Genomic DNA, 14,420 nt, shown 5'->3' on the forward strand with positions numbered 1-14,420 from the left:
GTGGTTATTTTGCGTTGTCACCATATACCTTGCCGCCCCACTGCGTGCCGAGGAAATCCTCCAGCGAGACGGATTCCTGCTTCACGAAGCCGGGGCCGAGCTTCTTCTTCGCGAACAGCTCCAGTACGCCAGTGATGCCGGCGGCGGTGGTGAGCTGGATGGCGTTGAGCTTGCGCCCCTGGATCACGGCGCCGTGCATCTTCTTGATGAAACTGCGCTGCTTGAGCCGGCCCTCGCGGTCCGTGCCGACGACACTGACGTAGAACACGACCACGTCGGACTCCGTCAGCGGCACCTCCTGGTCGAAGATCTGCGTGACCAGCTCCTGCCGCGGCGCGAGGTTCAGGTCGTGCAGCAGAAACTTCATCAGGTCCCGGTGCCCCGGGTAGCGGAGGGTCTTGTAGTTCAGCTCCTGCACGCGGCCCGCAAAGGTCTCCCCCATCGTCGCCACGCCGCCCGAGGTGTTGAAGGCCTCGTACTCGGCGCCATCAATCGTGATGCGTTCCACGCCGTCGAGCGGCATGGTCGTCACCCGCCGCCCGGCGTAAAGCGCGTCCCCGGGCTGGCAGTATTCATTGATCAGGCCGGCCGTGCTCCAGCTCAGGTAATACTTCATCTGGTTGCTGGCGTTCAACGGCAGCGCCCCGACCCGCATCTCGCACGTGCGGACATTGTCGAGCGAGGCGGCCAGCGAGCCGCCCACGATGTTGATCGCGCCGGGGGCCAGGCCGCACTGCGGCATGTAGGTGCCCTTGTGCCGGGCCGCCAGGTCACGCACGAAGGTCGTGGTCTCGACGTCCTCCGTCAGGTCAAAGTAACTCACCCCGGCCTGCGCGCACGCGGCGGCGATCGTCTTGTTGAGGAAGTAGGGCGCGGCGCTGACCACCGCGTCCATCCGCCCGACAAAGGCCGCGAGCGGGGCGGCCTGCTTCACGTCCACGAGGACGAACTTCGCCTTCTTCAGGCCCGTGAGGGAAACGCCCGGGCGGACGTCCGCCAGCGCGACACTTTTGCAGAATTTGCAGGACTCGAGCAGGGTGGCGATGGTTCCGCCGACCTTGCCGGCGCCGATAATGCCAATTTTCATGGGGTTCGTGGGTAGGTTTTTTTGACCACGGATTACACGGACTGGCACGGAGGGAGGGGCCCCGGCTTTTCTGGTCCGTGATAATCCGTGTTATCCTTGGCTAAAATGAGGGGGAGTTCAGTGCGCGTGCCCGGCCTGCACGGCCCGCGGATCGGTGGCGGCGATGATGGCACTGACCGCCTTCTGGTTGAAACCCTTGAAGCCGCCCTTGCGCTCGAGGTTCTCCAGGTGGCTGCCAATGGCCCCGTCCTGCCGGAAACCCTCGGCCTGCGCCGGGGTGATGAGGTTGTTCGCCTGCAGCGCGGCCACGCGCCGCGGGTCCACCCGCCAGCGCTCACCCTCGGTGAAGGCCTGCTTCAGGAACGGGAAGTCCGAGAAGGGCTTCATCGTGCCGATTCCCTGCTCCGCCAGCTGCTCGCGCAGCACACCGTGATTGAAGCGCGCCTCGAGGTGGTGCATCCCGGCCTGCAGGAAACTGTCCCCGTGCAGCCCGCACCAGAGGCCGACCGTGCGTACCGCCGGCATGTCCGGCAGGCGCTTCGCGGCGTAGTCCTCGTTCACCTCGCCGGGCAGCAGGTCCACGTCAGCGAAGACCACGATGCCGACGGTCGCCGACTCCATGACCTGCGCGCCCCACCCGGCCTCGGCGCCGGCGTAGAACCGCTCGCGTTTCTCCAGCCCGAGTTGCTCCATGAATGTCACCAAGTCCGGGAAATACCGCCGCGAGCACCGGAAGGTGTGGTGGTCGTGGTTGGCCCAGCCCAGCCCGAGCTGGTCCTGCCGGCGCTTCTGCACGCGGCCGGCGCGGTTGCGGAACATCCAGTAGTCCCGCTCCTCGGCGAAGAACAGCTCGCAGGCCACGTCCCGGCCCACGTGGGCGAGGGCTTTTTCCAGCACCGCGAAGGCTTCCCGCGCCCCGTCGTCGTCGTGGTCAAAATCCCGCTTCCGCGTCCGCCACAGCTCGCGCACCCGCAGGACGGCGTCCGCGAAACCGGGGGCCGGCTCCTGCCCGGTGAAACCGCGATAGCCCAGCCGCTCCACGGCCTGCAGCCGTGCACCGTTTTCCTCGTTGACCGTGAGCACACGCAACCGGGCGCAGGGCCGTCCGGCGATCTCGCCCCGGAGCCCGTGCCGGCTCATGAAATCGGCCAGATACTCCGGCCGCACCGCCAGCGACCGCGGGAACGCCGAGGCCGCCGCCCGGGTGTCCACCAGCACACGCGGCAGCATCGCATGGGGATGCGCCAGCGCCCGGTGGCCGTCGGGCACGTCGGTCGCCTCCGGACGGAAGCCGACCGCATGAAATTCCTGCTCCTGCTCCGGGGAGAGGACCAGGTGGTCCGTCCACTCGAAGAATTCCGTACCCGTCTCGTCGTGCATGCGCTGCGCGAGCCGGGCGGCGAAGGAGTTTTGGGCGAGAAAGGCGTGGAGGTGCCGCGAGAGCAGCGCCTCGGCCTCGTAGGCCAGCGGCCAGTTGAAGTTTTCCGGGGTGGGAAGCGTGGACATGGGGTGACTTTTGCCTGTGTCATAAACTCCGCCCGCCATTAACCAAGCCTCTTCTGGCGATCCTGCCTCCAAACCGCGACACCCCCCAGGCATCTCCAGCGTAGCGATCCGGGATCCGGTCAGCCGACGCCGCGGGCTGCAATCAGACGACGACCCACTGGCGGGACCCGCTGCGTCGCGTTTCGTGGCCGGCCGCGCGGCGGCGGCTTTGCGCTTTGCGGCGGCGTGGCTTCGTGTTCACATCGTCCATGGTTTCCGCCGCCCCTGACCTTGCCCTCCTGGCCGGCCGCCTCACCGGCGAGCTGCACACGGGGCGGACGATGCGCGCGCTCTATGCGACCGATGCCTCCGAATACCAGGAAATGCCGCGGGCCGTCGCCCTGCCCCGCACCGAGACCGACGTGCGCGAACTGGTCCGGTTTGCCCATGAACATCGCCTCGGCCTCATCCCCCGCGGCGCGGGCACCTCCCTCGCCGGCCAGGTCGTGGGCTCCGGCATCGTCGTCGACCTCGGCCGCCACCTGAACCGCATCCTCGCCTTCGACGCCGCCACTCGCCGCGTGCGCGTGCAACCGGGCGTCGTGCGCAACGAGCTCAACCTCTTTCTCTCTCCCCACGGCGTGTTCTTCACGCCCGAGACCTCCACCGCGAACCGCGCCATGATCGGCGGCATGGTCGGCAACAACTCCTGCGGCGCCAACTCCATCGTCTACGGCACCACCCGCGAGCACCTCGTCTCGGCCCGCGGCTTCCTCAGCGACGGCTCCGAGGTCACCTTCGGCCCGCTCACCCCGGCGGAGTTCGCCGCCAAGTGCGCCGGACCGGACACGCTCGAGACCAGGATCTACCGCACCGTCCGCGACCTGCTCGGCGACCCCGCGCACCGCCAGCTCATCCGGGACCACTACCCGAAACCCACCGTCACCCGCCGCAACACGGGCTACGCCCTCGATCGCCTGATGGACTGCGGCGTCTTCGACCCGGCTTCGCCCACCCCCTTCAACCTCTGCCGCCTCCTGGCTGGCTCCGAAGGCACGCTCTTCCTCGGCGTCGAGTTCGAGCTCAACGTCGAGCCCCTGCCCCCACCGGGCGCGCTGATGTGCGCGCACTTCGCCACCATCGCCGACGCCCTCCAGGCCACGCTCATCGCGATGCGGCACCGGCCCCACGGCTGCGAGCTCATCGACCGCCACATCCTCGAGTGCACCAAGGCCAACCTCGAGCAGGCCCGGAACCGCTTCTTCGTCCAAGGCGACCCCGGCGCCGTCCTCGTCATCGAGCTCCGCCGCGATACCCGCCCCGCCATCGAAACCGAGCTGAGCGCGCTCGAGGCCGAACTCCGCGCCGCCGGCCTCGGCTACGCCTTCCCGGTCCTGTGGGGCGATGACTGCAACCGCGTCTGGGACCTCCGTCGCGCCGGCCAGGGCCTGATGAACAACGTCGTGGGCGACGCCAAGCCGCGGGAGATCGTCGAGGACACCGCCGTCGCCGTCGAGGACCTCCCCGCCTACATCGCCGAGTTCGACGCCCTCATGCGCGGCAAATACGGCCTGAGCTGCGTCTACTACGCCCACGCGGGGGCCGGCGAACTCCACACCCGCCCGCTCTTCAACCTCAAGACCCCGGCGGGCCTGAAACTCTTCCGCGCCATCGCGACCGACGTCGCCGCCCTGGTGAAGAAATACCGCGGCTCCCTCTCCGGCGAGCACGGCGACGGCCGCCTCCGCGGCGAGTTCATCCGCTTCATGGTCGGCGACGCCTGCTACGCGCTCATGCGCCGCGTGAAGGAAACCTTCGACCCGCACGGCATCTTCAACCCCGGCAAGATCATCGACACGCCGCCGATGGACACGTCGCTGCGCCACGGTCCGGATCAGCCGACCCCGGACTACCAGACCATCTTCGATTTCAGCGCCACCCAAGGCGTCCTTCGCGCCGCCGAGGCCTGCACCGGCGTGGGCGAGTGCCGCAAGACCGCCCTCATGGGCGGCACCATGTGCCCGAGCTACATGGCCACGCGCAACGAGGCCGACACCACCCGCGCCCGCGCCAACCTCCTCCGCCAGGTCCTCACCCACCCGCGCGACGTGGCCAACCCTTGGGACAGCCCCGAGGTCGCCGGCGTCATGGACCTCTGCCTCTCCTGCAAGGGCTGCAAATCCGAGTGCCCCTCCAACGTGGACGTCACCCGCCTCAAGGCCGAGTGGCAGCAACACTACCACGACACCCACGGCGCACCCCTCCGTTCCCGCCTCGTGGCCGGGTTCGCCCGTTCCATGCGTCTGGCCGCCCTCGCCCCCGCGGTCTACAACTGGCTCATCACCGCCCCCGACGTCTCCCGCTGGATCAAGGATTTCGCCGGCTTCGCCCGCGGCCGCAGCCTGCCGCCGCTGCACACGACCACCCTGCGCGCTTGGTTCGCAAAACGTGCCGCTGTGGGCGGCGAGCTTGCCCGTTCGACGGGCTCAGGGCCCCGAGCCTGTCGCGGGGCTCGCGCCACCCCCGCGGCGCTCACAAACTCCGCCCCCCGCCGCGTCCACCTCTTCTGCGACGAGTTCACCGACTACAATGACACGGCCATCGGCATCAAGGCCGTGGAACTGCTCACCCGCCTCGGCTACGAGGTCATCATCCCCGAGCACGTTGAGAGCGGTCGCGCGCAGCTCTCGAAGGGTCTCGTGCGTGACGCCCAGGCCCTCGCCATCCACAACGTCGAACTGCTCCAGGAGGTGATCACCGCCGACGCCCCGCTCATCGGGATCGAGCCCTCGGCCATCCTCGGCTTCCGCGACGAATACCCCGACTTGGTGCCCGCGAAGCTGAAACCCGCCGCCCGCGCCCTCGCGAAGAACGCCCTTCTGATTGACGAGTTCATCGCCCGCGAGGCCGCCGCCGGCCGCATCCGTTCCGACCAGTTCCGCCCCGCCGCCCGCACCATCAAGCTTCACGGCCACTGCCACCAAAAGGCCCTGTCGTCGCTCGGCCCCACCATGCATATGCTCAGCCTGCCCGCCGGCCACCAGGTCACCGCCATCCCCAGCGGCTGTTGCGGCATGGCCGGCTCCTTCGGCTACGAGGCGGAGCATTTCGCCCTGTCCCAGCAGATCGGTGAACTCGTCCTCTTCCCCGCGGTGCGCGCGGCCGACCCGGATACCCTGATCGCCGCCCCCGGCACCAGTTGCCGCCACCAGATAAAAGACGGCACCGGCCGCACCGCCCTGCACCCGATCGAGATCCTGCACGCAGCTTTGCTCTAGATGGAGCGCGTTGCCCCCAACGCGCTGGCCTGGTGTCTTGCGGCCAAGCCGCCCCACCCCAAGATTCCACCCAAGGCTGGCATCCCCATTGCTCCTGCCTAGTCTCCTCCCATGCCTCTCACCCGCTTCTCCGTCCCGCCCCTCCACACCGTCACCCGTTCGCTCTCCGCCGTGGCCATGGGCCGCGAGGCGCCCGATCTCGTCATCACCGGTGCCCGCCTGCTCTCGACCTACACCGAGCGCATCCACGAGGGCCGGGAGGTCTGGATCAAGTCCGGCCGCATCGCCGTCGTGAAACCCGCCGGCACGTTCCAGCCCGCCGTCGGGGTGAAAACCAAGATCTACGACGCCCGCGGCGGCCTGCTCGCCCCCGGCCTCGTCGACCCGCACATCCACATCGAGAGCTCGATGATGACCGCCTGCGCCTACGCCGAGGGCGCCCTGCTCAACGGCACCACCACCATCTTCTGCGACAGCCATGAGATCGGCAACGTCTGCGACGCCGCCGGCATCGAGTGGATGCTCCGCGACGCCCGCCAGGCCCCGCTCAACATCTTTCTCACCGTCCCCAGCACCGTGCCCGCCACCTCGCCCCGCTTCGAGACCGCCGGCGGCGACCTCACCCCGGCCAAGATCGGGAAACTCTTCGACAAGTGGCCCGAGGCCGTCGCGCTCGGCGAGAAGATGGACTTCGTGCAGGTCGCCATGGGCGACAAGCGCAGCCACGCCGTCCTCGGCGAGGCCATCCGCCGCGGCAAACCCGTCTGCGGCCACATCTACGGCCGCGAGTTCGTCGCCGCCGGCGCCGCCGCCGGCATCACCGATACGCATGAGTCCATCGACCGCGACATCGCCGACGACTTCCTCGAGAACGGCCTGTGGATCTTCCTCCGCGGCGGCCCGCCGACCACGCCGTGGCACTCCCTTCCCCTCGCGATCAAGACCGTCACCGAGCTCGGCGCCAACCCGAAGCGCGTCTGCGTCTGCACCGACGACCGCGACGCCGACGACCTCTTCCTCTTCGGCCTCGACTGGGTCGTGCGCGAGGCCGTGAAGCACGGCATGAAGCCCGTCACCGCCTGGAGCATGGGCTCCCTCCACCCGGCCACCCGCTACGCCAAGGATGCCGACCTCGGCGGCATCGCGCCCGCCCGCCGCGCCGACCTCGTGCTGCTGAACGACGACCTCGTCCCGCAAAACACCTGGTACGGCGGCGAACTCGTGGTCGAAGACCGCAAGGTCACGCCGATCCTCGATAAAGCTCTCTCGAAGCGCTACCGCTACCCCAAGGCCGCCTACGCGACCGTGAAGATCGCGCCGAAACTGAAACTCACGCCCGCCCTGCCCACCGGTCCCGTCACGGCGAACGTCATCCGCACCGCCCTCCCCGGCATCATTCTCTTCCACGACAAGGTCGCCCTGAATCCGGCCCCCGGCCAGACTTGGCCCGACCTGTTTGCACAGCACGGCCTCTGCTTTGTCACGGTCGTCGAGCGCCACGGCAAATCCGGCCGCGTCGCCCACGGCCTGCTCAAGGATTTCAACCTGCAGGAAGGCGCCGTCGGCAGCTCCGTGGGTCACGACGCCCACAACATCATCCTCGCCGGCACCCACGAGGCCGACCTTCAGCTCGCTCTCAAGACCATCAAGGCCATGCGCGGCGGCGTCTGCGTCGTGCGCGGCGGCAAGGTCGTCGCCAAGATCGCCCTGCCCGTCGCCGGTCTGCTCTCCGACAAGCGCGCCACTGTGGTCGCCGCCGAATCCACCGCCCTCAAGGCCGCCTGGACCGCGGCCGGCTGCACCCTGCCCTACATGGGCTTCAACCTCATCCCGCTCTCCGTGATTCCGGAAATCCGCATCACCGACCAGGGCCTCGTGACCGTACCGGGCATGCAGATTTTACCTCTTTTTGAGCCGGCGGCGGACTGATCCCTGGCTTTCCCCCTTGAGCCGAATTCCCCGAGCCATGACCTTCAGATCCATGAAACGGCTCAGCCTTTTTATGCTCGCGTGTCTGGCGGGTGCCTCCGCCCTCGCGCAGACCACCTACACGTGGACGGGGTTTGGCACCGACGGCCTCTTCAGCAATCCCGCCAACTGGCAGGGCGGCTTGGTCCCGACCGGCAATGCGACGGATCGTATCGTCATCCCGGCCAACCCGCGCCCGTTCATCTACTTTTCCGCGCCGGTCAGCGTGGGTGACATCACGTTCAGCGGCATCCAAAACGGGCAATACCTGCAGGCCCAGCCGGAGACTTCCCCCAGCATCACCCTGCACGGCAACGTGAGCACCACCCCGGGCTCCACCTATTGGGGCCTGTTTAGTGTCCCCGTCATCCTGGCCGCCGGCAACCACACCTATGATGCCGGCGGCGCGGCCGACCTCTATCATTTCGCAGCCTTGTCCGGCAGCGGTGGCATCACCAAGACCGGCGCCCGCGGCCTGATCCTCACCGAGACCAGCACCTACACCGGTGGCACGATCATCAACCAGGGGACGGTCTACGCGGGCGCCGACAATGCCCTGGGCACCGGCCCGGTCACCCTGAACAGCAATGGCGGTCTCTCGACGGCCTACCTGGATGGCGCGGGTTATCCTTACGTCACCCTGAGCAACAATTTCCTCCTGGGTGCCACCGCGCGCTTCGGCGATTTCTTCTACCAGACCGGCCCGCTGGTCCTCACCGGGACGGTCGCCCCCGTGACCGGCGTCACCGCCGTGACCGTGCAGCAGGCGGGGTCGCAGCCGCTGGCCTTCGAGGGCGCCCTGACCGATGGCGCCGCGCCCACCAGCTACAGCTTCACCGGCGGCCGATTTTACCTCGGCGGCACCAACACCTATACGGGTGGCACGGTGGTGGACGACGACAGCCAGCTGATTTTCCGGACCGCGGCGTCCGTCCCCACCACCGGACTCATCAAGCTCGGCGGCTATGTGGGCCTCCAGGACAATACGATGAGCGCCACCACCTTCGTCAGCCGCTTCAATCCCGCGTTCTTCGGCGGGATCATCGGATTTGACGACGACGGCGCTTTCACCGGCGACATTGACCTCTCCGCCTTCTACGATCCGACCAACACCCGCCTCGGCACCCTGTCCGAACGCGCCATCCTCACCGGCCAGATCACCCCCTACGGTAACTACAAGTTCGAGGGCAGCGGCCAGCTGCGCCTGCAGGGCACCCATCCGCTGACCGGTTCCGCCGGACTGGATGTGGCCACCCTCCCCGACAGCGCCCCCCTGCTGCTTGTGCTCGGCCAATCCGCGGCCAACAACTACAGCGGCCAGACCTACGCGGTGAACGCGGGCGTGATCTTCGACTCCGCCGGCGCCCTCTCGGCCAACACCACCCTCCACCCGGACATCGCCGGCTACTTCGGCTTCACCGACAACTCCGGGCTGTCCGCCAGCACGCTCATCAGCCAGCTGAATGTCGGCGGCAACATCGGCATCCTCGGCTTTGATGCCAGCGCCGAGCTCAATTTCACCACCAGCACGCCGTTTGAGTACGAGAGTAACGTCAACCTGGGCACCCTCTCGTCCGCCAACGGCGTCGTGTTCCTCGGCTCCGCCAGCCACGCGAAGCTGACCGGGTCCCTGACCACGCAGGATGCCGGCGCGGCCAATTATTTCTTCACCGGCTACCGCGGGGGCTCCCTCGAGGTCGCCAGCCTGCTCGAGGGCAACCGCTCCGTGCAGGTCGGCCTGCCTTCGTTTTATCCGCTCGAGCAGGGGGAGATCACCGGCCAGGTCATCCTCTCTAATCCGGCCAACACCTACAGCGGCGGCACCGAACTCGTCTCGGGCGTGCTGACCGTGTCCAACGACGCGGCCCTGGGCACCGGTGGCCTGACCATCAGCAGCGGATCGTCTCCGGTCACCCTGCAAACCGGCGCCAGCTTCACCAAGAACATCCTGCTCGCCAGCGGCATCCTGGAGCTATCCCCCCTCAGCATCCCCACCAATGTGAGCGGTATCCTCTCGGGTCCGGGCTCGCTGGCCGCCGCCAACCCGCTGATGCTGAGTGGCGCCAACACCTTCAGCGGGGGCGTGCAGTTCAAATGGACGGAGTTCACCGTCGCCCATAACACGGCCCTGGGTACCGGCGGGGTCGTGCTGGAGGACGGCGCGGACCTGATCTTCACCACCACCGCGCCGGTCATGGGCAGCCTGCTGCTCGGCACTGCCAACTACGATGAGGGCACCGATAACAGCGGGCTTTACTTCAGCGCGGGCGGCAGCCCGGTGGTCCTGACGATCAACCAGACCGAGGACGCGTATTATGACGGCGCACTGATCGAGAACGGGTCCGTGGGTTCGCTGGTCAAGACCGGACCGGCCGCCCTCACGATCTACGGCAGCCGTGGCTTCTACGACACCCCCTACACCGGCGGCACCACCATCCTCGCCGGCAAGCTGATCGCCGGGAACGCCGACGCCCTCGGCACCGGCCCGATCACCCTCAACGGCGGCGAACTCGCGGCCTCGCCGGGGGTGACGATCAGCAATGCCCTCACCCTGCTCAGCGGCCGCCTTGGGGGCAACGGAACCTTCGCCGGCCCCATCAGTGTCGGCACCGGGGTGACCCTCGCGCCGGGGGAATCACCCGGCACCCTGACCTTCGCCGCCGGGCTCACCCTCGGACCGGGGGCGCGCTCGACTTCGAGGTGCAATTCCCCGCCGGCGCGGCGGGCACTGGTTACGACACCTTGCTGGTCACCGGCGGCGCCATCACGGTGACCGCCACCTCCGGCAATCCGTTCAGCCTGCGGGTAATCTCCCTCAGCGCCGGCGGCGATCCGGGCAACGCGTCCGGCTTCAGCGCCAGCACCGCCTATTCATGGCTCCTCGCCACGGGCAACCCGGGCGGAGGCATCAGCGGGTTCGATGCCGCCGACTTCCTGATCGATACCACCGCGTTCAGCAGTCCGCGCGACAGCGGGGTTTTCTCCCTGAGCCAGGGCCTGAGTGGCGGCAATCCCGCCCTGTTTCTGAATTTCACCCCGGTGCCGGAGCCCTCGACCTACGCGTTGCTGGGCGTGGGCCTGGGGCTGGTCTTGCTCACCGTGCGCCGTCGCCGGCTCTAGGCGGCGCGTCACCACCCCGGGGCATGACCCGGGCATGACTTTCTTCCCCTATCGCCCCGCGCGGGGTTGTGCTAGGCTACGCGGATGGATTTCAGGCCCAAGGACCGCGGCACCTACTACACCTCCTTTGCCTTCGGGAGTATCGTCTTTGCCTGCTACGGCGGCGTTTTCACGACCGACACCTTCTTCGCCTGGTCGTGGTTGCCCGTCCCTTCCGAGTGGCTGATGCTCGCCTCCATCCTCCTCGGCATGGTCTACACGCTTCTGGGTGTTCTGGGTGACGGCTTCGTGGATTGCCGGCAGGGACGCTACATCTGGCTCTATTTTTTCCTCCAGTGCGCTTTGCTCACGATCATTGTCGTGATCAGCCCCACCCGCGGCTTCATGGGCATGCTGTGCCTGCCCGTGGTGAGCCAGTCGATCTTCCGCCTCCGCTGGCCCGGCCGGGTCGCGGTCTGCGGCTATCTCTTTGCCCTGACCGTCGCCCTCTGGGGCATACCTTACGGCTGGAATTCGGCCTTCAGTGCCATGATCAGCTACTCGGCCGGCTTCGCCTTCACTATCGCCTTCACCTTCATCACCACTCAGGCCCTCGCGGCCCGGGCCGGTTCCGAGAAACTCCGCCACGAGCTGGCGGAGGCCAACGCCCAGCTCCGGGCCCAGGCGGAGCAGACGGCCGAGCTGGCCACCACCCGTGAGCGGAACCGCGTCGCCCGTGAGATCCACGACGGCGTCGGCCATTACCTCACTGTTATCAAGACCCAGCTCGACGCCGCCTCCGCCCTGCTGCCCACGCAACCGGAACGGGCGCGCGAGGCCGTCACCAAGGCGGCCAAACTCTCCGCCGAGGCGCTCGACGACGTCCGTCACTCCGTCGGCGCCCTCCGTACCGACACCGGCCGGCCGCCGCTGCCCGAGGCCCTGCGCGAGCTCGCCGGCCACGGCGACCCCGTCCCCACGCTCACCATCGAGGGCGAGCCCCGCACCCTGGCGCCCGGCGTTGAGCACGCTCTTTACCGTGCGGCCCAGGAGGGCCTGACCAACATCCGCAAACATGCCCGGGCCACCCACGCCCAGCTGCGCCTGGACTTCCGGACCCCGCACACGCTCCGGCTTGAACTGGCGGACAATGGCATCGGCACCGGCCCGGACGCGGACCAGACCGGGTTCGGCCTGCGCGGCCTGCGGGAGCGCATCGCGGTGCTTGGCGGCAAGGTCGAATCCGGCAACCGCCGCGAAGGAGGCTTCCAGCTGCGCGTGGAGGTCCCGGCGTGAAACTGAAGATCTTTTGTAGGGCGGGGTCGCCGAACCCCGCCGCGAACGTGATGTCATGTTCGCACGAAGGCGGGGTTCGGCGACCCCGCCCTACACCCAGACCATGAAAAAAATCCGCCTCCTCCTCGTCGACGACCAGTCGCTCTTCCGCGAGGCCCTGCGCACGCTGCTCTCCCTCCAGCCGGACCTGGAAATCGTCGCCGAGGCCGAGAACGGCGAACGCGCCCTTGCCCTCGCCAAGGTGCACCAGCCCGACGTCATCCTGATGGATCTCCGCATGCCGGTCATGGGCGGCGTCGAGGCCACGCGCCGCATTCAGCAGACCGCCCCCGCGATCCGCGTCATGGTCCTCACCACCTTCGAGGAGGATGAGGAGATCTTTGAGGCCTTGCGCGCCGGGGCCGTGGGTTACCTGCTGAAGGCCTGTTCCGCCGACAAGTTGTGTGAATCGGTGCGCGCCGCCGCCAAGGGCGCCGCCGTGCTCGAGCCTTCCGTGGCCGCCCGACTGATGGCCGAGGTCAACCGGTCCGCTGCGCATAGCGGCCGGAAGGCGACCCAGGTCCTCGCCGACCCGCTGACCGAGCGCGAACTCGCGGTCCTGAAGCTCCTCGCTGCCGGCCGCAGCAACAAGGAGATCGGCACGGGCCTGAACATCACCGAGGGCACGGTGAAGAACCACATGACCAACGTGCTCGGCAAGCTCGGCGTCCTCGACCGCACCCAGGCCGCCCTCAAGGCCCGCGAGCTGGGGCTGATCTGAAGCAAGTCACCAGATACCAACCACACCCTCAGGCTAAACGACGCGAATCCGAACCCATGAGCGATGAATAGCGTCCCTTAGTGGTTCCCGCCCCCAGATCATCGCCTGTCTGTCGTCTTCCTTTTCGTGGGTTTTTGTGCCTTTTTGTGGCCAAGATGAATTTTGACTTCCCCGCCCGCCGCGCCCGCATCGCCCGTGCGCTCGCCCTGACCGACGAAGTGCTGCTCATCGGCTCCGGCCACCCGCTGCCCAAGCCCGAGATCAGCGACGCCCTCCTGCCCTACATCGCGCACCAGGAATACTATTTCCTGACCGGCCACCTCGACGCCATCGGCGGCATCCTGGCCTTTGATCCGCGCGACGGCGCGTGGACCTCGTTTGTCCCCGAGGTGACCGAGATGGATCGGGTGTGGGAAGGCCGCGAACAGCTCCCCGGCGAACCGCTGACCTCCTTTCCCGCCTGGTTCTCCGCCCGGCGCGGCCGGCCGGTCGTGCTGCTGGGCGCGCCGGTCAGCGGGATCTCCGCGGACGAGACCCGCACGGCCGCGGTCCGCGAACGCTACAAACACGCCCGGCGCCCGAAGGAGGCCGCCGAAATCGCCGTGCTGCAGCGCGGCGCCGCCGCCACCGCCGCCGGCTACGCGGCGATCCAGCCGCTGCTGCGGCCCGGCGTCAGCGAGCGCACACTCCAGATCGAACTGGAGGCGGAGTATTTCCGGCACGGTGCCCAGACCACGGGCTACGACTCGATCGTCGGGGTCGGCCCGCAGAGCGCAGTTTTCCATGGCTCGCCCTCGCCCGACCGTGTGGCGCGGAACGGGGATTTCATCCTCATCGACTCCGGCGCGCAAGTGGACCGCTACGTGACCGATGTCACCCGCACCTACGTGGCGGGTCGGGCGTCGCCCTTCCAACGTGACCTCTACCAGGTCGTGCTCGGCGCCCAGGAACGCACCTGCGCCCTCTGCCGGCCGGGCGCCGAATGGAAGGATCTCCACTACGCCACCGCCACCGACCTGATGACCGGGCTCGCGGCCATGGGCGTCGTACGCGGCAACCCCTCCTCACTCGTCGAACAGGAGGTGCACACCCTGTTCTATCCGCACGGTCTCGGCCACATGGTCGGCCTCGGCGTTCGTGACGCCAGCGGCCTCGAACCCGGCCGCACCCGCGATCCGCGTCCGAGCCTGCGCAGCCTCCGCATGGACCTGATCCTGCGCGAAGGCTACGTCGTGACGGTGGAACCCGGCCTCTACTTCATCCCCGCCCTCCTGCGCGACGCCGGTCGCCGCTCGCGCTACGCGCAGGCGGTCGACTGGGACCTCGTCGACCGCCACCTGCACCTCGGTGGCGTGCGGATCGAGGACAACCTCCTCGTCACCGCCGGCGCCCCGCTGAACCTGACCGCCGCGATCCCGAAGGACCTGAAGTAAGCGGCAGGGCGGGA

9 protein-coding genes are annotated in these 14,420 nt (G+C 68.2%); 7 read left to right on the forward strand and 2 right to left on the reverse strand.

The features are described 5' to 3' along the window. Positions 1-4: 4 nt before the first annotated feature. Positions 5-1,087, reverse strand: a complete 1,083-nt coding sequence (locus tag Verru16B_RS01650) for a saccharopine dehydrogenase C-terminal domain-containing protein (RefSeq protein WP_069960656.1) — start codon at positions 1,085-1,087, stop codon at positions 5-7. 117 nt (positions 1,088-1,204) lie between these two features. Beyond that, positions 1,205-2,593 carry a hypothetical protein gene (locus Verru16B_RS01655; protein WP_069960657.1) on the reverse strand — a complete coding sequence of 463 codons (1,389 nt, stop codon included), beginning with the start codon at positions 2,591-2,593 and terminating at the stop codon, positions 1,205-1,207. Between the two features lie 248 nt (positions 2,594-2,841). Here Verru16B_RS01655 and Verru16B_RS01660 point away from each other — a divergent pair, with 248 nt between their 5' ends. From Verru16B_RS01660 to Verru16B_RS01690, 7 genes are all read left to right on the forward strand, one after another. Then, positions 2,842-5,850 carry an FAD-binding and (Fe-S)-binding domain-containing protein gene (locus tag Verru16B_RS01660; protein WP_069960658.1) on the forward strand — a complete coding sequence of 1,003 codons (3,009 nt, stop codon included), beginning with the start codon at positions 2,842-2,844 and terminating at the stop codon, positions 5,848-5,850. A 111-nt stretch (positions 5,851-5,961) separates the two neighbouring features. Continuing rightward, on the forward strand, positions 5,962-7,779 hold the full coding sequence (locus Verru16B_RS01665) for an adenine deaminase (RefSeq protein ID WP_069960659.1): 1,818 nt from the start codon (positions 5,962-5,964) through the stop codon (positions 7,777-7,779). A 52-nt stretch (positions 7,780-7,831) separates the two neighbouring features. Beyond that, positions 7,832-10,591 (forward strand): autotransporter-associated beta strand repeat-containing protein, encoded by a 2,760-nt coding sequence (locus tag Verru16B_RS18185; RefSeq protein ID WP_169829265.1) that lies wholly within the window; start codon positions 7,832-7,834, stop codon positions 10,589-10,591. Then, on the forward strand, positions 10,519-10,938 hold the full coding sequence (locus Verru16B_RS01675) for a PEP-CTERM sorting domain-containing protein (RefSeq protein ID WP_157772115.1): 420 nt from the start codon (positions 10,519-10,521) through the stop codon (positions 10,936-10,938). Before Verru16B_RS18185 ends, Verru16B_RS01675 begins: the two co-directional genes overlap by 73 nt. A gap of 84 nt (positions 10,939-11,022) precedes the next feature. After that, positions 11,023-12,213, forward strand: coding sequence for a sensor histidine kinase (locus tag Verru16B_RS01680; RefSeq protein WP_069960662.1), 1,191 nt, complete (start codon positions 11,023-11,025; stop codon positions 12,211-12,213). Positions 12,214-12,316: 103 nt separating this feature from the next. Next, positions 12,317-12,973, forward strand: coding sequence for a response regulator (locus tag Verru16B_RS01685; RefSeq protein ID WP_069960663.1), 657 nt, complete (start codon positions 12,317-12,319; stop codon positions 12,971-12,973). Positions 12,974-13,128: 155 nt separating this feature from the next. Further along, entirely contained in the window at positions 13,129-14,406 is a 1,278-nt protein-coding gene (locus Verru16B_RS01690; RefSeq protein ID WP_157772116.1) for a M24 family metallopeptidase, read from the forward strand. The last annotated feature ends 14 nt before the right edge of the window (positions 14,407-14,420 follow it).

The sequence above is a fragment of the Lacunisphaera limnophila genome, assembly GCF_001746835.1.
Lineage (GTDB): Bacteria > Verrucomicrobiota > Verrucomicrobiia > Opitutales > Opitutaceae > Lacunisphaera > Lacunisphaera limnophila.